Below are 18,005 nucleotides of genomic sequence, written 5' to 3' on the forward strand. Positions count from 1 at the left end.
CGGCCATGGTGGACACCCAGTCTCCCCCGCCCGTCGCCACCGCCCCGGGTACGCCCGGGGCGGGCCGGCCCCGACCGGGCCGCGTCCGCCGCCACCGCCCCGCGCGGGCGGCGACGGGCGCCACGCAGGGCCGCCGCTCGGCGCAGCTGGCCGGGCTGCTGGTCTCGCCGACCCTGCTGGTGCTCAGCCTGATCGTGCTGTACCCGACCGTGCAGGCGTTCCGGGAGTCGCTCTACGGCGTCGGCGGTCTCGACCCCGAGACCGGCTTCTTCAACGGGTCCGACCCCTTTGTCGGGCTCGACAACTACACCCAGGTCTTCGGCGACAACGGCGAGCGCTTCTGGAACGCCTTCTGGAACACATCGTTCTTCACCGTCACCACCGTGGCCCTGGAGACCGTGATCGGCGTCGCCATGGCACTGGTCATGCACCGGGCGTTCAAGGGCCGCGGCCTGGTGCGCGCCAGCATCCTGGTGCCGTGGGCGGTCCCCACAGCCATATCCGCCCTGCTGTGGCGGTGGATCTTCAACGGCGACGGGGTGGCCAACGCGGTGCTCGGCACCGACATCCTGTGGACCACCGAGGGCTTCCACGCCAAGGTCGCCGTCATCATCGCGGAGGTGTGGAAGACGGCCCCCTTCATCGGGCTGCTGGTGCTGGCCGGACTCCAGGTGATCGACAAGGAGGTCTACGAGGCGGCGCGGATCGATGGCGCCAGCGCGCCCCGCCAGTTCTGGCACATCACGCTGCCGCTGGTCAGGCCCGCCCTGCTGGTCGCGGTCCTGTTCCGGACCCTGGACGCGCTGCGCATGTTCGACCTGCCCTACATCCTCGTCGGCGCGCAGAAGTCCTCGGTGGAGACACTGTCCATGCTCGCCCAGAACGAGGCGGCCAACGTCCGGTTCGGGCCCGGCGCCGCGTACGCGGTGATCCTTTTCCTTTACGTCCTGCTCGTCGCGCTCGCCTTCGTGCGGCTGCTCGGCGCCAACCTCCTCGGCGACGGCGCGAGCGGGGCAAGTCCCGCCGGACGCCGGAAGTGGCGTCGCCGCGTGGGCCGTTCGGAGGTGACGGCATGACCACCACGACCACCCCGACCCCTGCCACCACCCCGACCCCTGCCACCACGACGAACACGACGAACAGCACGCTGCGCGCATGGTCGCTCAACGCCGCCCTGGCCGCCGTCGTCGTCTTCTGTCTGGCGCCGTTCTTCTGGATGGTGGTGTCCAGTCTGCGCCGCACCCCGGACATCTTCGAGAAGTCGCCGCTGCCGTCCCCGCTGTCCCTGGAGAACTACCGGGCGGTCCTCGACCCCGACCAGGGATTCGGCCGCGCGCTGGTCAACAGCCTGGTGGTGTCCGGGATCACCACGGCGGCGGCGCTGGCCCTGGCCACCGTCACTGCCTACGCGATGGCGCGGCTGGACTTCCCGTTCAAGCGGCTGCTGCTCACCCTGATCATCGCCTCCACCATGTTCCCGGTGGTGTCGATCGTGGTGCCGCTGCTGAAGATGTTCACGGACTGGGGCTGGATCAACACCTATCAGTCGATGATCGTGCCGAACATGTCGTTCGCGCTGCCGCTGGCGGTGTGGCTGCTCACCACGTTCTTCCGGCAGATGCCGGCGGAGCTGGAGCACGCGGCCATGGTCGACGGCTGCACCCGGGGTCAGGCGTTCCGCCGGATCATCCTGCCGCTGGCGGCGCCCGGCATCTTCACCACGGCCATCATCACGTTCATCGCGGCGTGGAACGAGTTCCTCATCGCGCTGTCGATGACGAACAAGCCCGACATCCAGACCGCGCCGGTCGCCATCTCCAAGTTCAGCGGCGTCACGCGGTTCGACACGCCCTTCGGCGCCCAGATGGCGGCCGGCGTCCTGGTCACCGTTCCCCTGGTGATCCTGGTGCTCGTCTTCCAGCGCCGCATCGTCGCCGGCCTCACCGCTGGATCGGCGAAATGACCGGGCAGCTCGCTCAAGCCCCAGGAATCGACAAGGAGTCACGCACCCCATGACCTCCACCGCAACGCCGTGGTGGCGCGACGCCGTCATCTACCAGATCTACATCCGCAGCTTCGCCGACGGGAACGGCGACGGTGTCGGCGACATCGCCGGCATCCGCTCCCGGCTGCCCTATCTCAGGGATCTGGGCGTGGACGCGATCTGGATAACCCCCTGGTACCCGTCCCCGATGGCGGACCACGGCTACGACGTGTCGGACTACCGCGACATCGAGCCGGTCTTCGGCACGCTGGCCGAGGCCGAGGCGCTGATCGAGGAGGCGCACCGGCATGGCCTGCGCGTCATCCCCGACATCGTGCCCAACCACACCTCCGACCGGCACCGCTGGTTCCAGGCGGCGCTGGCCACCGAGCCGGGCAGCCCGGAGCGGGCCCGCTACCACTTCCGGCCCGGCAAGGGCCCCGGCGGCGACGAGCCGCCGAACAACTGGGTCTCCTGCTTCGGCGGGCCGGCCTGGTCCCGGGTCACCGAGCCCGACGGCACCCCCGGCGAGTGGTACCTGCACCTGTTCGCGCCGGAGCAGCCCGACCTCAACTGGGACAACGAGGAGGTCCGCGTCGAGTTCGAGTCGATCCTGCGCCACTGGTTCTCCCGGGGCGTGGACGGCTTCCGCATCGACGTGGCGCACGGTCTGATCAAGCACCCCGAGATGCCGGACTCCCCGCCGCTGCCGGTGCGGACCCCGGGCCAGCAGGTCGAGCACATGGACCATCCGCACTGGGACCGCGACGAGGTGCACGAGATCTACCGGACCTGGCGGCGGATCGCCGACGAGTTCCCCGGCGACCGGATGTTCGTCGCGGAGGCGGGGCCCGACACCCCGGAGCGGCTGGCCGCCTACGTGCGGCCGGACGGGCTGCACACCGCGTTCAACTTCGACTATCTGGTGACCCGTTGGGACGCCGCGCAGCTCAGGGCGACCATCGACCTCACCTCCCGCACTCTCGGCGTGGTCGGCGCGCCGACCACCTGGGTGCTGTCCAACCACGATGTGACGCGCCATCTCAGCCGGTTCGGGCGCGACCAGAACGCGGAGTGGCGGTGGAACGGGTCCTACTCCTCCGACTACCCGCTCGACCAGCGGCTCGGCATGCGCCGGGCGCGAGCGGCGGCCCTGCTGATGCTGGCCCTGCCCGGCGGCGCCTACATCTACCAGGGCGAGGAGCTCGGGCTTGAGGAGGTGGAGGATCTGCCGGAGGAGGTGCTCCAGGACCCGATCTGGGAGCGGTCCGGGCACACCGAGCGGGGCCGGGACGGCTGCCGGGTGCCGATCCCGTGGGCCGGGCAGTCCCCGCCGTTCGGCTTCAGCCCGCAGGGCGCGACGGCCGAGCCGTGGCTGCCGCAGCCGCCGAGCTGGAAGGACCGCGGCGTCCAGGCGCAGACCGGGGACGAGAACTCGATGCTGGAGCTCTACCGGCGGGCGCTGAGCGTCCGGCACAGGCACCCGGCCCTGGGCGAGGGCACGCTGGAGTGGCTCGACGCGCCGGCGGACGTGCTGTCCTTCGCCCGCGAGCCCGGCTTCGTCTGCGTGGCCAACCTGTCGGCCGAGCCCTGCGCCCTGCCGGACCACGCCCGGGTGCTGCTCGCGAGCCGGCCCCTGGAGGACGGTCTCCTCCCGCCCGACACGGCCGTCTGGCTCGCCCGGTAGCCCGGCTTCCGAACCTCCGGCCGCGACGCCTCCGTACCCCCGAGCACGGTGTCGCGGCCGGAGCCTTGACCGACTGCTCCTGGCCGGTCGGCGATGGCCTGAACGATAGGCGTGGCCGCGGTTCCCGGGCGGTGCGCGGCCCCGCCGCCCGTCCGTGCGGGGGTGGGCGGGCGGCGGGGGGGATCAGGCGGGGGTGGGGGCGGCCAGGAGGAGGGCGAACCGGCCGGCTTCGTCCGTCCACCAGTGACGGACCGTCAGGCCCGCCTCGGCCAGCTCGGAAGTAAGCCCGCTACGGCGGAACTTGACGGAGATCTCGGTGCGCATCTCCTCCCCCGCCGCGAAGTCGACGGTCAGGTCGACGCCCGGGATCTTCACCGTCCGCGCGACAGTGGCCCGCAGCCACATCTCGATCCGCTCCTCCGGCACGTTCCACACGGCCCTGTGCTCGAAGGCGTCCGGGTCGAAGTCGGCGTCCAGCTCTCGGTTGATGACGTGCAGGACGTTCTTGTTGAACGCCGCCGTGACGCCCTGGCTGTCGTCGTAGGCCCGGACCAGCACGTCCGGGTCCTTGACGAGGTCGGCGCCCAGGAGGAAGGCGTCACCGTCCCCGGTGAGTCCGGCCCGCACGGCGGCGAAGAACGCGGCCCGCTGCGCCGCGTCCAGGTTGCCGATCGTGCCGCCGAGGAAGGCGACCAGACGCGGCCCGGTGGCGTCGGGCAGGGCGAGGTCGGCCTCGAAGTCGGTGACGGCGGCGGCGACGCGCAGGCCCGGATAGTCCCGGCACAACGCCTCACCGGCCTCGGCCAGCGCGGAGGGGCTGACATCGCGCGGCGCGTAATGGCGCAGCGTGCCCAGCCCGCCCAGGGCGTCCAGCAGCAGCCTGGTCTTGGAGGAGGAGCCGGAGCCCAGCTCCACGAGGGTGTCGGCGCCGGTCGCGGCGGCGATCTCATCGGCGCGGTGCTCCAGGATCTCCTGTTCCGCGCGGGTCGGGTAGTACTCGGGGAGCCGGGTGATCTCCTCGAACAGTTCGCTGCCCCGGGCGTCGTAGAACCACTTGGGCGGCAGGATCTTGGGGTCGGCGGTCAGCCCCTCGGTCACGTCGGCCCGCAGGGTGCGGTCGAGGTAGCCGTCGGGGAGGCGGTTGTCGAGCGCGAAGCGGTGGTCGTTCATGGGGTGAGGGGATTCCCTGGGTGCGGGGGCGCGCAGCGGAGTGGTACTGACACGCCCAGGGGTGGCCAAGAGGAGGGATTCTTCAGGGACTTCGCGCCAGTCGTCGCGGTCGTCGTCGGGCTCGGAGGCGACCAGCACCTCGCCGGGCCCGGTGCGGTACCAGAGCGTGTCGCCCCGGCGGGTCGCGGCGATGACGCGGCCGTCGGTGAGCAGCAGGTTGAGGCGGGCGTCCGGGCGGGCGTCGGCGGTCCGCCGGGTCACGGTGGCCAGCGCCTCGCCGGCCGACTCGCCGGCCCGCAGCCGTTGGTGGACCATGGCCCACAGCAGCGCGGAGTCGCAGTGCGCCTCCAGGCCGAGCAGGTCGGCGGCGGTCAGGCCGGTGCCGGTGCCGGTGTCGGCGGGCAGCCCGGTCCAGTCACGGACGGCGCCGTTGTGACTGAACAGCCATCCGCCGGAGCGGAACGGCGCGGCGGCCGACGCGTCCTGGCTGGTACCGGCGGTCGCGGAGCGGACGGCGGCCAGGACGGCGCCGCTGCTGATGGTCCGGGCGAGGTCGGGCAGGTTGGCGTCGGCCCAGATCGGCACGGCCCGCCGGTACCGGGCCGGCTCCGCGCCGTCCGCGGCCGGATACCAGCCGATGCCGAAGCCGTCCGCGTTGACCGTGCCGTAGCGCTGGCGCCGCGGCGCCCAGGACTGCTGGTACAGGCCGCCCGGCGGCTCGGTCAGCAGCCGGGCCAGCGGGACGGGCGGCCCCAGATAGGCCAAATGACGGCACATCAGTGCTCCTCCGCCGTCCGGCAGGTGCGGAACCCGGCGAAGATCTGGCGGCGGATGGGGTAGTCCCAGTTGCGGAACGTGCCCCGGCAGGCGACCGGCGAGACGGCGAACGAGCCGCCGCGCAGCACCTTGTAGGAGGGGCCGAAGAAGACCTCCGAGTATTCCTTGTAGGGGAACACCGCGAATCCCGGGTACGGCTGGAAGTCGCTGGCGGTCCACTCCCATACGTCGCCCAGGAGTTGGCGCGCGCCGCAGGGCGCGGCGCCCTCGGGGTAGGAGCCGGCGGGGGCGGGCTGGAGGTGGTGCTGGCCGAGGTTGGCGTGCTCGGGGCCCGGTGGGGTGTCGCCCCACGGGTAGGTGAACGAGCGGCCGGTGGCGGGATCGTGGCGGGCGGCCTTCTCCCACTCGGCCTCGGTCGGCAGCCGCCGGCCGGCCCACCGGGCGTAGGCGTCCGCCTCGTACCAGCACACATGCAGCACCGGCTCGTCCGCCGGCACCTCCTCCACCTGCCCGAACCGCCGCCGCAACCACGCCGGTCCACCGTCACGGAACCAGAACCCCGGCGCGGCCAGCTCCGCCGACCGCCGGTGCTCCCAGCCCCCGGGTGTCCACCAGCGCGGGTCGTCGTAGCCGCCGTCCGCGATGAACTCCTCGTACGCGGCGTTGGTCACCGGCACGGTGTCCAGCCAGAACGCCGGAACGTCCACCGCGTGCGCGGGCCGCTCGTTGTCCAGCGCCCACGGATCCGTCGAGGTCCCCATCGTGAACGGGCCACCCGGCACGAGGACTTCGCGCGGCAGCCGCTCGGCGGCGGACGCGCGAGGCGGCGCCGGCGCACTCAGCACCGGGGACCCGGCGCGCAGTTGGTGCGTGGCGAGCATCGTCTCGTCGTGCTGCTGCTCATGCTGCGCGACCATGCCGAAGACGAAGCCGTCGACGTGCAGCGGATCCCCGGCGAACGGGGAGGCGGCCAGCACCTCCAGGGTCTGTTCGCGGACCTGCCCGAGATAACGGCGGGCCTCGGCCGGGCTGAGCAGCGGCAGCGCGGGCCGGTCGGCGCGCGGATGCCGGAAGGCGTCGTACAGGTCGTCGAGATCGGGGCGCAGGGCGGGGCGGCGGCCGGCCTCGCGGACCAGCCAGATCTCCTCCTGGTTCCCGACGTGCGCCAGGTCCCAGCCGAGCGGGGACATCAACGGGGAGTGCTGAGCCATGAGTTCGTCATCGCCCAGACAGTCCGTCAGGGTGAGGGTTCTTTTCCGGGCTGTCTCCAGCTCGGCCAGGGCGTGTGAGAGTCGCTGTGGTCGCCGGCTCATCAGGACAGTCCTTCCCATGGGGCGTGCGTCGCCGGGCTCCGGCCCAGCTCGTTCAACTGGTCGTCGGCGGGGCAGCGGCCCCGTTCGGCATAACGCTCGGCGAACGCGGCCACGGTCCGGCGCGTGCGGGCGAGCGTGCCCGAGACGGCGAGCGCGGTGTCGGCCGCGGCGAAGCAGGCGCGCACGGCCTTGCCGATCGCGGGGTCGGCCGGGCCGAGCCGGGCCGCGCGGGTCCACACCTCGGGCGGCGGCAGTCCGTCGTCGCCGCACAGCGGCTCGGTGGCCGCGTACGCGGCGTCCGCCGCGACCGGGTCGTCCAGCAGGGCCGCGGCGACGGCGAGCGGGACGATCCAGCCGTCGTCGCCCGGCTGGGCGTCGATCATCCTCAACTCCAGCCAGCCGCGCGGCCGTACGGGCGGGAAGAGGGTGGTCAGGTGATAGTCGAGATCTTCGATCGCGGGCGGGCGGCCGACCGCGCCGCCGGTGAGCCAGGAGCGGAACGTCAGCCCGCGCGGCGCGGACCAGTCGGCGGACCCGGCGCGGCGTACGCACAGGAGCTGTGCGTCCAGGGCGTAGTCGGCCCAGGCGTCACGCGGGTCCGTGCCCGCGTCCGGGGCTCTCGTGCGGGTCGGGTCGATGCGCCGCCACACGGCCTGCCGGGTGGAGAGCCAGCCGGTCGATCTGCCGCGCCACAGCGGCGAGTTGGCGAAGGCCGCGATCAGCACCGGGCCCAGCCGGTGGGCCAGGCGCCAGCGGTAGCGGTAGCCGGGGGGACCGTCGGTGTCGTCGCCCGCGTCCAGGCTGATCTGGACGGCGGCGGTGCCGCGCATCATCACCCGGCCCCAGGGGCCGGCTCGGTCGAAGTGCGCCTCCATGGCGCGGTAGCGGGGGTGTCGCACCACCCGCGGCGGCGGGTCCCGGTGCGGATCGAGACCGTAGCCCCGGAGTTCGAGGTCCGCCGCGGCGAGACTCGCGCGGAGCACGGTCAGATCGCCCAGCGCCGCCTCGACGCAGCCGGCGAGCGAGTCGGCCGGCGCGGTGCTCAACTCGATCTGCCCGCCCGGTTCCCGGCTGATGCCGCCGCGGTGCGGCAGCGTGCCCGGTGTCTCGAAGGGAGCCAGTGCCTCGGCCATTCGTTCGGCGGCCACCGGGAGCCGCGCGTCGGCGCGATCGTGCACCAGCCATTCCAGTTCGACGCCCACCCTGGTGGGAGGTCCGGTCTTGAAGCAGACGCCCTTGACGTACGCTTCGGCCTCTTCCAACGTCAGACAGTCATCCATCCTCGTGTCGGTTTCCCTTCTCCTTGTCGACTTCTCCGGGCGGTTCGGTGGATCTCCGGCCGGAACACGGCGTGGAAACCCCGCACGGCACGCGGGGCATTCCCGATCCGGCGATCATTTTCGGCCAACTGTTCGAATATATCGCGGTGATGGTCCGCTCGGGGAGCTTCGCCGCCCGTCCACCCTCACTCGCCGGGCTGAGGCCCGCCACCCGGCAGGGACGCGCCGAAGTCGCCCAGCCGCCGCACCGCCTCGGGATCCGGCGACCGCCGGCGGGCGAGAGCCGCCTTGATCTCGCGGTAGGTGGCGAGTTCGAAGGCGCACCAGCCGCAGTGCTCCAGATGGGCGGCGAGCCGCACCGCCGCGAACGAGTCGGCCTCGCCGTCGACGAACGCCTGGATCTCCCGCGCCGCCTCCGCGCAGTCCATCGCCCGCCGCGCGGCGTCCCGCCGCCATGGCCGCCTGATCATGTCGCACCTCGCCCCGGCGCCAGTCCGGCGCCCGCCAGCCGGTCCCGGATCCGCTTGCGCGCCCGGTGCAGCCTGCTCATCACGGTTCCCTCCGGCACCCCGAGCACCCGCGCCGCCTCGGCGTAGGCGAGCCCGCCCACGTCCACCAGGAGCAGCGCCTGCCGGTACGTGACCGGCAGCGCGGCGACGGCGCTCTCCACGACATCGTCGAAGGTCTCGCCCACGACCAGTTCCTCGGGGGTGGCCGCCCGCCCGGCGGCGAGCGGCACGGCGAACCGGTCGAGGTCCGCGTCCGGATCATCCAGGAGCTGCGGTCTGCGCCGCCGGTGCCGGTTCGCCTCGGCGTTGCGCATGATGGTGAGCAGCCAGGCCCGCGGATGCCTCCCGTCGAACCGGTGCACGGCCCGGTAGGCGCGCAGCAGCGTGTCCTGCACGAGATCCTCGGCGTCGGCGGGCTGAGCGGTCAGCGAGAGGGCCACCCGCAGCAGCACCTCCACCTCGGGCACCACATGCTCGGCGAACGCCCGCCGCCGGTCCACATCGGAACACGCCGCTCGCTCTTCCACACGCGCCGCTCGCTCTTCCACACGCTGGGAACCCACCCCACCCCACCCGGCATTCCGCCACGCCCCGTGGACGTCCGGCGGTCAGCCGGTGACGGTCCAGGTGTCGGTGCCGGCCAGGAGGGCGGCGAGGTCGCCCTTGCCGTTCCGCGCGACGGCGGCTTCGAGCTGGTCGGCCATCAGGACGTCGTAGACCGGGCGCTCGACGGAGCGGAAGACGCCGATCGGAGTGACGGGGCCGGCGAGGCGGGAGAGGGCGAAGGCGGCGGTGGGGGACGCCGAGCGGGCGTCGTGGACCAGCACCTGCCGCTCGTTCTCCGCGGTGACGCGGACGACGTCGAGGTCACCGGTGACCGGGTCACGGACGACGCCCTTGGCGGCGCCCGCGCCGAGGCGGATGGGCTGTCCGTGTTCGAGACGGATGACGGCGTCCTGGGCCCCGCGCTTGTCCTTGAGAACGTCGAAGGCGCCGTCGTTGAAGATGTTGCAGTTCTGGTAGATCTCCACCAGGGCGGTGCCGGAGTGCGCGGCGGCGGCGCGGAGCACGCCGGTCAGGTGCTTGCGGTCGGAGTCGATGGTGCGGGCGACGAACGACGCCTCGGCGCCCAGGGCCAGCGAGACCGGGTTGAACGGGGTGTCGAGCGAGCCCATCGGCGTCGACTTGGTGATCTTGCCAGCCTCACTCGTCGGGGAGTACTGGCCCTTGGTGAGGCCGTAGATCCGGTTGTTGAACAGCAGGATCTTCAGGTTGACGTTGCGGCGCAGCGCGTGGATGAGGTGGTTGCCGCCGATCGACAGCGCGTCGCCGTCGCCGGTGACGACCCAGACCGACAGGTCGCGGCGGGAGGTGGCCAGGCCGGTGGCGATCGCCGGGGCGCGGCCGTGGATCGAGTGCATCCCGTAGGTGTTCATGTAGTACGGGAAGCGGGAGGAGCAGCCGATGCCGGAGATGAAGACGATGTTCTCCCGGGCGAGGCCGAGCTCCGGCAGGAAGCCCTGCACGGCGGCCAGGATCGCGTAGTCGCCGCAGCCGGGGCACCAGCGGACCTCCTGGTCGGACTTGAGATCGCGGACCGACAGGGCGGCTTCCGCCCGGGGCACCAGGGACAGGGCCTCAACGGCCATGGATGGCCTCCTTCAGAGCGGTGGCGAGCTGTTCGGCCTTGAACGGCATTCCGTTGACCTGGGCGAGGGACCGCACGTCCACCAGGTACGTGGCGCGCAGCAGGGTGGCGAGCTGGCCGAGGTTCATCTCGGGGACCACCACCGTCTCGTACCGGCGCAGTACCTCGCCGAGTGCGCGCGGCAGCGGGTTGAGGTGGCGGGTATGGGCCTGCGCGACGCGTTCGCCCGCGGCGCGCAGCCGTCGCACGGCGGCGGTGATCGGCCCGTAGGTCGATCCCCAGCCCAGGACCAGCGTGTCGGCGTCGCCGGTCGGGTCGCTCACGTCGAGGGCGGGGACGGTGATGTTGTCGATCTTGGCCTGGCGGGTGCGGACCATCAGGGCGTGGTTGGCCGGATCGTAGGAGATGTCGCCGCTGCCGTTCTCCTTCTCGATGCCGCCGATGCGATGTTCCAGCCCCGGGGTGCCGGGGACCGCCCAGGGCCGGGCCAGGGTCCGCGGATCGCGCTTGTAGGGCCAGAAGACCTGGCTGCCGTCGGCGCGGGTGTGGTTGGGGCCGGTGGCGAACTGGACGCGCAAATCCGGGAGTTCGTCCTGGTCGGGGACGCGCCACGGCTCGGAGCCGTTGGCCAGGTAGCCGTCGGAGAGCAGGATGACGGGGGTCCGGTAGGTCAGGGCGATCCGGGCCGCTTCCAGCGCGGTGCCGAAGCAGTCGGCCGCGGTGCGCGGAGCGACCACCGGGACCGGCGCCTCGCCGTTGCGGCCGTACATGGCCAGCAGCAGATCCGCCTGCTCGGTCTTCGTCGGCAGGCCGGTGGACGGGCCGCCGCGCTGGATGTCCACGATCAGCAGCGGCAGTTCGAGCGAGACGGCCAGCCCGATCGTCTCCGACTTCAGCGCCACGCCCGGCCCGGAGGTGGTGGTCACCGCCAGGGCTCCGCCGAAGGCGGCACCCAGCGCCGCCCCGATCGCGGCGATCTCGTCCTCGGCCTGGAACGTGCGCACGCCGAAGTTCTTGTGCCGGGACAGCTCGTGCAGGATGTCCGAGGCCGGCGTGATCGGATAGGAACCGAGGTAGAGGGGCAGGTCGGCCCGCCGCGCGGCGGCGATCAGGCCGTAGGCGAGCGCCAGGTTCCCCGAGATGTTGCGGTACGTGCCGGCCGGGAAGGCCCCGGACGCCGGGGCCACCTGGTACGAGGCCGCGAAGTCCTCCGTGGTCTCGCCGAAGTTCCAGCCCGCCCGGAGGGCCGTGACGTTCGCCTCGGCGATCTCCGGGCGTTTGGCGAATTTCGACCGCAGGTAGGTCTCGGCACCCTCGGTGGGCCGGTGATACATCCAGCTCAGCAGCCCCAGCGCGAACATGTTCTTGCTGCGCTGGGCCTCCTTGCGCGACAGCCCGGCCCCCTTGAGGGCCTCCACGGTCAGCGTGGTGAGCCGCACGGGATGGACCGCGTACGCCTCCAGCGTCCCGTCCTCCAGCGGCGAGGCGTGCCAACCCACCTTGGCCAGGGCTCGCTTGGTGAACTCGTCCGTGTCGACGATGATGTCCGCGCCGCGCGGCAGGTCCGGCAGGTTCGCCTTCAGCGCCGCCGGGTTCATCGCCACCAGCACGTCCGGCGCGTCGCCCGGGGTGAGGATGTCGTGGTCCGCGAAGTGCAGTTGGAAGGAGGAGACGCCGGGAAGGGTCCCGGCCGGAGCGCGGATCTCGGCCGGGAAGTCGGGAAGCGTGGCCAGGTCGTTGCCGAACGACGCGGTCCCCGAGGTGAAACGGTCGCCGGTGAGCTGCATACCGTCGCCCGAGTCCCCCGCGAAGCGGATGACGACCCGCTCCAGGGAGCGCACCTCTTTTGCCTGACCACGGACCAGCACCAGCGTCTCCTTCGGAACTTGGGACTTCAGTCATCTCGTGCGGGAGGCGGGCCGACCGCCGACCGGGGGTGTCAACGGCCGGCCCTGTCAGGGGCGGTCACAGTCTGCGGCATTCCCTCTGGGCGGGATCTGCACGAAACCTGGACACGTCACCTCAGCTCCAGGTGATCAGGCGTTGGGGCCGCTCCAGGATCGCGGCGGTGTCCGCCAGGACCCGCGATCCGAGCTCACCGTCGACGAGGCGGTGGTCGAAGGAGAGGGCCAGGGTGGTGACCTGGCGAGCCGTGACCTCACCCTCGTGGACCCAGGGCCGGAGCCTGATGGCGCCGAAGGCGAGGATCGCGGACTCGCCCGGATTGAGGATCGGGGTGCCGGTGTCGATGCCGAAGACGCCGATGTTGGAGATGGTGATGGTGCCGGCCCGCATGTCGGCCGGGGATGTCCTGCCCTCGCGGGCGGTCGACACCAGCTCGCCGAGCGCCCGGGCGAGCCGGGGCAGGGTCATGGTGTCCGCGTCCTTGATGTTCGGCACGACCAGACCGCGCGGGGAGGCCACCGCGATGCCCAGGTTGACGTAGTGCTTGACGACGATCTCCCGCGCGGCCTCGTCCCACGCCGCGTTGACCCCCGGGTTCCGCCTGACGGCGACCAGGAGGGCCTTCGCCACGAGGAGCAGCGGGTTCACCCGTGAGCCGGCCAGGTCGGGGTCCCGCTTCAGCTCCTCGACCAGCTCCATGGTCCGGGTGACGTCGACGGTGACGAACTCGGTGACGTGCGGGGCGGTGAAGGCGCTCGCCACCATGGCTTCGGCGGTGGCCCTGCGCACTCCCTTGATCGGGACACGGGTCTCCCGGGCGTGTTCCCCGGCGGGCGCCGCCGGAGCCGCCGGAGCCGCCGGAGCCGCCGGAGCCGCCGGAGCCGCCGGAGCTGCCGGAGCCGCCGGAGCCGCCGGAGCCGCCGGAGCCACGCTGTCCGTCCGGGCGGCGGCGTGCACGTCCTCGCGGGTCACTACTCCGTCGGCGCCGGTCGGCGTGACCGCCGCCAGGTCGACGCCCAGGTCTCTGGCCAGCTTGCGGACCGGCGGCTTGGCGAGGGGACGGGCGCCGTCCTCCGGCCCGCCCCGGTCCGCGGCGCCGGCCCCGGGCTCGCCGGCCCCGGGCTCGGCGGCGGCGGGCGGCTTGCGCGGACGGCGCTTCGCCGAGCCGCCGGTGACCCCGTAGCCGACCAGCACGGGCTGACGGGCCGACGGCTCGGCGGCAGCGGCGGCAGCGGCGGGGGCGGGGGCGGGGGAAGCGACGGAATCGAGGGCGGTCACGGACGCCGCCGGCGCCGTGTCCACCGAGATGATCACCTGCCCGACCTCCACCGCGGTGCCCTCGGGGAACCGCAGCTCGCGCACCACTCCGTCGAACGGGATCGGCAGCTCCACCGCCGCCTTGGCCGTCTCGACCTCGCACACCACCTGGCCGTCCGTCACCGTGTCACCGGGCTGGACGTACCACGCGAGGATCTCGGCCTCGGTCAGCCCCTCGCCGACGTCCGGCATGCGGAATTCCGCGGTGGAGCCCCTGGTGGTTGGCTCCGTCATCATCGTCAGCACCCTTCTCTCAGTACGCCAGCGAGCGGTCGACGGCGTCGAGCACCCGGTCCAGGTCCGGCAGGTACTCCTCCTCCAGCCGCGCCGGCGGGTACGGGGCGTGGAAGCCGCCCACCCGCAGCACCGGGGCCTCCAGGTGGTAGAAGCACCGTTCCGTCATCCGGGCGGCGATCTCCGAGCCCGTGCCCAGGAAGACGGGGGCCTCATGGACCACGACCAGGCGGCGGGTCTTCTCGACGGAGACCTGAAGCGTGCCGAAGTCGACCGGCGACAGCGAGCGCAGGTCCACGACCTCCACCGACCGGCCCTCCTCCGCCGCCGCGACGGCGGCCTCCAGACAGACCTTCACCATCGGCCCGTACGCGGCCAGGGTCAGCTCCGTCCCCGGGCGGACGACGCGCGCGCTGTGCAGCGGATCGGGGACGGCCCCGGTGCTGACCTCGCCCTTGTCCCAGTAGCGCCGCTTCGGTTCGAAGAAGATGACCGGATCATCGCTCCGGATGGCCTGCTGGAGCATCCAGTAGCCGTCCGGCGCGTTCGAGGGCGAGACCACTTTCAGGCCCGCGACGTGCGCGAACAGCGCCTCCGGGGACTCCGAGTGGTGCTCGACGGCGCCGATTCCGCCGCCGTAGGGGATGCGGATCACGACGGGCAGGCCGACCCGGCCCAGCGACCGCGCGCGCATCTTCGCGAGCTGGGTGACGATCTGGTCGTACGCCGGGAAGACGAAGCCGTCGAACTGGATCTCCACCACCGGCCGGTAGCCACGCAGGGCCAGCCCGATCGCCGTGCCGACGATGCCGGACTCCGCCAGCGGGGTGTCGATCACCCGCGCCTCGCCGAAGTCCTTCTGCAGTCCGTCCGTGATCCGGAACACCCCGCCGAGCCGGCCCACGTCCTCGCCCATGACCAGGACTTTCGGGTCGGTGTCCATGGCCCGGCGCAACGACTCGTTGAGCGCCTTCGCCAGGGACATCGTCTCGGTGGCCATGGCTACTCCCCCTCCTCGGCGAAGGACGAGCGGTACCCGGCGTATCGGGCCCGCTCCTCGTCGACGAGCGCGTGCCCGTCCGCGTACACGTGGTCGAACATGGCCTCGGGGCCGGGGGACGGCATGGTCCGCACCTCGCGGCGGACGCGGTGCGTCAGATCGGCGGCCTCGGCGGCCACCCCGCTGAAGAAGTCATCCCCGGCATGGCCCGTGCGGATCAGGTGGGTCCGCAGCCGCTCGATGGGGTCCTTGGCCCGCCACTCGTCCACCTCGGCGGCGCGCCGATAGCGTGTCGGGTCGTCGGACGTGGTGTGCGCGCCCATCCGGTAGGTGAACGCCTCGATGAGGACCGGGCCGTGGCCGGCGCGGACGTACTCCAGGGCGGCGCGGGTCACCGCGAGGCAGGCCAGCACGTCGTTGCCGTCGACCCGCACACCCGGGAAGCCGAAGCCGGACGCCCGGCGGAAGATCGGCACGCGGCTCTGCCGCTCGGTCGGCTCGGAGATGGCCCACTGGTTGTTCTGGCAGAAGAAGACCACCGGCGCGTCGTGGACGGCGGCGAAGGTGAACGCCTCCGCCACGTCGCCCTGGCTGGTGGCGCCGTCCCCGAAGTACGCCACCGCCGCGGCGTCCGAGCCGTCCCGGGTCAGGCCCATCGCGTAGCCGGTGGCGTGCAGCGGGTGGGCGCCGACGACCAGGGTGTAGAGGTGGAAGTTGTGTTCGTCGGGGTCCCAGGCGCCGTGGGTGACGCCGCGGAAGAGCTTGAGCAGATGCATGGGGTCGACGCCCCGGCACCAGGCCACGCCGTGTTCCCGGTAACTGGGGAAGACGAAGTCGTCGGCGCGCAGGGCGTGGGCCGAGCCGACCTGGGCCGCCTCCTGTCCGAGCAGCGGGGTCCACAGGCCCAGCTCGCCCTGGCGCTGGAGCGCCGTCGCCTCGGCGTCGAGGCTCCGGACCATCACCATGTCGCGGTACATCTCGCGCAGCCGGTCCGGGTCGTGCTCCGGCACGAGGAGGGGATGCGGCACAGGATCACCGCCGGGGGTCAGCAGGCACAGGGGTTCGGACGCCTCCGGCGGTGCCTCGAAGAGGCTCACCGCACTCGGGGAGACCGCCGGGTGCGCCGGGTCGGGGACGGGGGTGTCAGCCCCGCGATGTCGCGCGGAGGTCTTCACTGCCATGTCGGTTCCTCTCCGGAGCCGTTGACGGGGTGGGCGGGCGCAAGCGATTCGTGGGCCCGGATTCCGGCAGGCGCCGTCCGACGACTTCCAGCGTCTGGTCGGAGGACCAGCGGCCGTACCAGCCCGAACTCAGGAGCGAAGCGCCCTCCGGCCCGGGGACGGCGCGGGCGGAGCGGCCCGTCCGCCAGGAGTCTTCGAAGGGCCAGGCGGGACCGGCCGCGACGACCTCGCCGATCCGGCCGGGCGGCAGGGCCTGTCCGTCGAGTCCGATGACCCGCACCCGGACCGGGGAGACGGGACGGCCCACCTCCTGGTGCCCGGCCCGCGCCGGGTCCCGGGGGAGGAGCCGCTGGGCGGTCCACGGCACCGGGCCGCCCCTCGGGGCGAACTCGGCCCACAGAGCCGTCCCGGGCCTGACCGCGAAGTGCCGTGCGACCAGGCCGCTCGCGCACGGGCCGCCGCCGAACAGCACGATGGTGCCGGGCTCCCGGCCGGGCCCGGGTGTCCGGCCGCCGCCGGCCGCCGCGAGGGTCCGCGCGTACCGTTCCGGTGACAGCACGACGGCGTCCGATACGCCGCCGACGACCGGCCAGGAGAGGTCGACGGCCGGGGACCGGGTGCGTAGCGTGCCGCCGCCGGCGAAGGCCCACCACATGGCGGCCAGCGCCAGCGGCGCCATGGGCGGCTCGTCGATGATGACGGTGCGCGCGGCCCGGCCGACCCGGCGCACGCGAGCGGCGAGGGAGCTTCCCCACGTCCGGTGGTCGACAAGCCGTCCGCTGGCGCGGTGGAACACCAGATGCGCGGCTTCCTCGGGACCGGACCGGGGCAGCGCCGGTTCGGCCGCTACCCCGGCGATCTTCCGCCAGGTGGCCGGGTCGTCCAGGACCAGCGAGGCGACCCGGGTTCCCGGCCCGCCGCCGTGCACGTACGTCGAACGGCTGCACAAAATCGCCCGGGCGCCGCTCCACTCCGCGAGGCGCAGGACCTCGGGGCCACCCGGGGAGCGGGAGACGGGCACGCACACGCCTCCCGCCTTGAGGACGGCCAACTGCGCCACCAACGCCTGCCGGTGGCTCTCGCAGTGCACGATCAGCGCGTCACCGAGCTGCGCACCGCCGCGTACGAGAGCCGACGCCAGTTGGGTCGCGTGGCGTTCGGCCTGGGCGTAGGTCAACCGGTGCCTGCCCTCCTGGACGGCGATCCTGGAGGCGAAACGCCTCGCGGAGCGCGCGAAGATCTGGTCCAGGGTGAGCGATTCCGCTTCCGCCGCGGACGGCGCGTGGCCGTTCATCACCGTGCTCCGCCTCCCGGGACACTCACAGCATGAAGTCGTACGAGAGAAAGCCCTCCGCCTCGGGCCAGACGGCGAAGCTGCGCAGTCCGTAGAGCAAGGGCTGCTGGACGCCCTGCCGGACGACCCGGGTGACACCGCCCATGATCACGACGTGGTCGCCCACTGTGTGGTGGGCGGTCACCGAGCAATCGGCGATGGTGTAGGCCGCCTGGAACAGGTGCGGTCCGGCCGCGCCCTCGCCCGCTCCCCAGGCCACGCGGTCGAACCGGTCCGCCGCCCCGGAGGCGAAGAGCTCCGCGGTGCTCTGTGCCCCGCCGCGCAGCAGGTTCACGGCGAACCGGCCGCTGTCCAGCACCGCGTCGAGCGTGGGGCTGCCCCGGCGCATGCACACCAGCAGGATGGGCGGTTCGAGGGAGACGCTGCACAGCGAGGTCAGGGTCATGCCCCAGGGGACCCCATCGGCTCCGGTGGTCGTGACGATGGTCACGCCGGTGGGGAAGCCGGCCATGAGCGTGCGGAAGTCGGCCGGCCGCTGCGGCTGGGTGGACGGGACGGGCGGCTCGGGCCGGTGGGCGGGCGGGTCGGGCGGGTGGCCGGGCCGGGTGGCGACGCCCCTGGCCGTCGGGTGCTCTGCGGTCATGCCGGGTTCTCTTCTCCTGAGGAATCGGGCGCCCGTTGGGCCGGGGGCGCGTGTGCCGTCACC

The 18,005-nt window shown here is 72.8% G+C and carries 15 protein-coding genes and 1 pseudogene; 3 read left to right on the forward strand and 13 right to left on the reverse strand.

Annotated elements, in window-relative coordinates:
- The first annotated feature begins 5 nt into the window (after nucleotides 1-5).
- From OIE51_RS02410 to OIE51_RS02420, 3 genes are read left to right on the forward strand one after another with little or no spacing between them, the layout of a single operon-like run.
- Nucleotides 6-1,076 (forward strand): carbohydrate ABC transporter permease, encoded by a 1,071-nt coding sequence (locus OIE51_RS02410; protein WP_326595135.1) that lies wholly within the window; start codon nucleotides 6-8, stop codon nucleotides 1,074-1,076.
- Nucleotides 1,073-1,963, forward strand: coding sequence for a carbohydrate ABC transporter permease (locus OIE51_RS02415; RefSeq protein WP_326595137.1), 891 nt, complete (start codon nucleotides 1,073-1,075; stop codon nucleotides 1,961-1,963). The genes OIE51_RS02410 and OIE51_RS02415 overlap by 4 nt, the downstream gene beginning before the upstream one ends.
- A gap of 49 nt (nucleotides 1,964-2,012) precedes the next feature.
- On the forward strand, nucleotides 2,013-3,671 hold the full coding sequence (locus OIE51_RS02420; RefSeq protein ID WP_326595138.1) for a glycoside hydrolase family 13 protein: 1,659 nt from the start codon (nucleotides 2,013-2,015) through the stop codon (nucleotides 3,669-3,671).
- A 183-nt stretch (nucleotides 3,672-3,854) separates the two neighbouring features.
- Here OIE51_RS02420 and egtD read toward each other — a convergent pair whose 3' ends face one another.
- The 13 genes and pseudogenes from egtD to OIE51_RS02485 form a co-directional block, all read right to left on the reverse strand.
- Complete coding sequence (gene egtD, locus OIE51_RS02425) at nucleotides 3,855-4,841, reverse strand: L-histidine N(alpha)-methyltransferase (protein ID WP_326600465.1); 987 nt, start codon at nucleotides 4,839-4,841, stop codon at nucleotides 3,855-3,857.
- 96 nt (nucleotides 4,842-4,937) lie between these two features.
- Nucleotides 4,938-5,618, reverse strand: a pseudogene (gene egtC, locus OIE51_RS02430) (ergothioneine biosynthesis protein EgtC); the annotation flags it as partial.
- Nucleotides 5,618-6,931 (reverse strand): ergothioneine biosynthesis protein EgtB, encoded by a 1,314-nt coding sequence (gene egtB / locus OIE51_RS02435; RefSeq protein WP_326595139.1) that lies wholly within the window; start codon nucleotides 6,929-6,931, stop codon nucleotides 5,618-5,620. The pseudogene egtC and the gene egtB, both read right to left, overlap by 1 nt.
- Nucleotides 6,931-8,211 carry an ergothioneine biosynthesis glutamate--cysteine ligase EgtA gene (gene egtA, locus OIE51_RS02440; protein WP_326595140.1) on the reverse strand — a complete coding sequence of 427 codons (1,281 nt, stop codon included), beginning with the start codon at nucleotides 8,209-8,211 and terminating at the stop codon, nucleotides 6,931-6,933. The genes egtB and egtA overlap by 1 nt, the downstream gene beginning before the upstream one ends.
- Before the next feature lie 185 nt (nucleotides 8,212-8,396).
- A complete protein-coding gene (locus OIE51_RS02445; RefSeq protein ID WP_326595142.1) occupies nucleotides 8,397-8,681 on the reverse strand; it encodes an anti-sigma factor family protein in 285 nt (94 codons plus the stop codon).
- Entirely contained in the window at nucleotides 8,678-9,247 is a 570-nt protein-coding gene (locus tag OIE51_RS02450) for a sigma-70 family RNA polymerase sigma factor (RefSeq protein ID WP_326595144.1), read from the reverse strand. Before OIE51_RS02450 ends, OIE51_RS02445 begins: the two co-directional genes overlap by 4 nt.
- 81 nt (nucleotides 9,248-9,328) lie before the next feature.
- Entirely contained in the window at nucleotides 9,329-10,369 is a 1,041-nt protein-coding gene (locus tag OIE51_RS02455; protein ID WP_326595145.1) for a 2-oxoacid:ferredoxin oxidoreductase subunit beta, read from the reverse strand.
- Complete coding sequence (locus OIE51_RS02460) at nucleotides 10,359-12,236, reverse strand: 2-oxoacid:acceptor oxidoreductase subunit alpha (protein WP_326595147.1); 1,878 nt, start codon at nucleotides 12,234-12,236, stop codon at nucleotides 10,359-10,361. The genes OIE51_RS02455 and OIE51_RS02460 overlap by 11 nt, the downstream gene beginning before the upstream one ends.
- 154 nt (nucleotides 12,237-12,390) lie before the next feature.
- On the reverse strand, nucleotides 12,391-13,824 hold the full coding sequence (locus tag OIE51_RS02465; RefSeq protein ID WP_442812031.1) for a dihydrolipoamide acetyltransferase family protein: 1,434 nt from the start codon (nucleotides 13,822-13,824) through the stop codon (nucleotides 12,391-12,393).
- Between the two features lie 19 nt (nucleotides 13,825-13,843).
- Nucleotides 13,844-14,824 (reverse strand): alpha-ketoacid dehydrogenase subunit beta, encoded by a 981-nt coding sequence (locus tag OIE51_RS02470; RefSeq protein ID WP_326595151.1) that lies wholly within the window; start codon nucleotides 14,822-14,824, stop codon nucleotides 13,844-13,846.
- Between the two features lie 2 nt (nucleotides 14,825-14,826).
- On the reverse strand, nucleotides 14,827-16,005 hold the full coding sequence (gene pdhA, locus OIE51_RS02475; protein ID WP_326595153.1) for a pyruvate dehydrogenase (acetyl-transferring) E1 component subunit alpha: 1,179 nt from the start codon (nucleotides 16,003-16,005) through the stop codon (nucleotides 14,827-14,829).
- Nucleotides 15,968-17,299 carry an AMP-binding protein gene (locus tag OIE51_RS02480; protein WP_326595154.1) on the reverse strand — a complete coding sequence of 444 codons (1,332 nt, stop codon included), beginning with the start codon at nucleotides 17,297-17,299 and terminating at the stop codon, nucleotides 15,968-15,970. Before OIE51_RS02480 ends, pdhA begins: the two co-directional genes overlap by 38 nt.
- Before the next feature lie 25 nt (nucleotides 17,300-17,324).
- The gene (locus OIE51_RS02485; RefSeq protein WP_326595156.1) at nucleotides 17,325-17,942 is read right to left on the reverse strand and encodes a flavin reductase family protein; all 618 of its coding nucleotides are present in this window, start codon (nucleotides 17,940-17,942) and stop codon (nucleotides 17,325-17,327) included.
- Nucleotides 17,943-18,005 lie beyond the last annotated feature (63 nt).

Source organism: Streptomyces sp. NBC_01803 (genome assembly GCF_035917415.1).
In the GTDB taxonomy this organism is placed as follows: Bacteria; Actinomycetota; Actinomycetes; order Streptomycetales; family Streptomycetaceae; genus Streptomyces.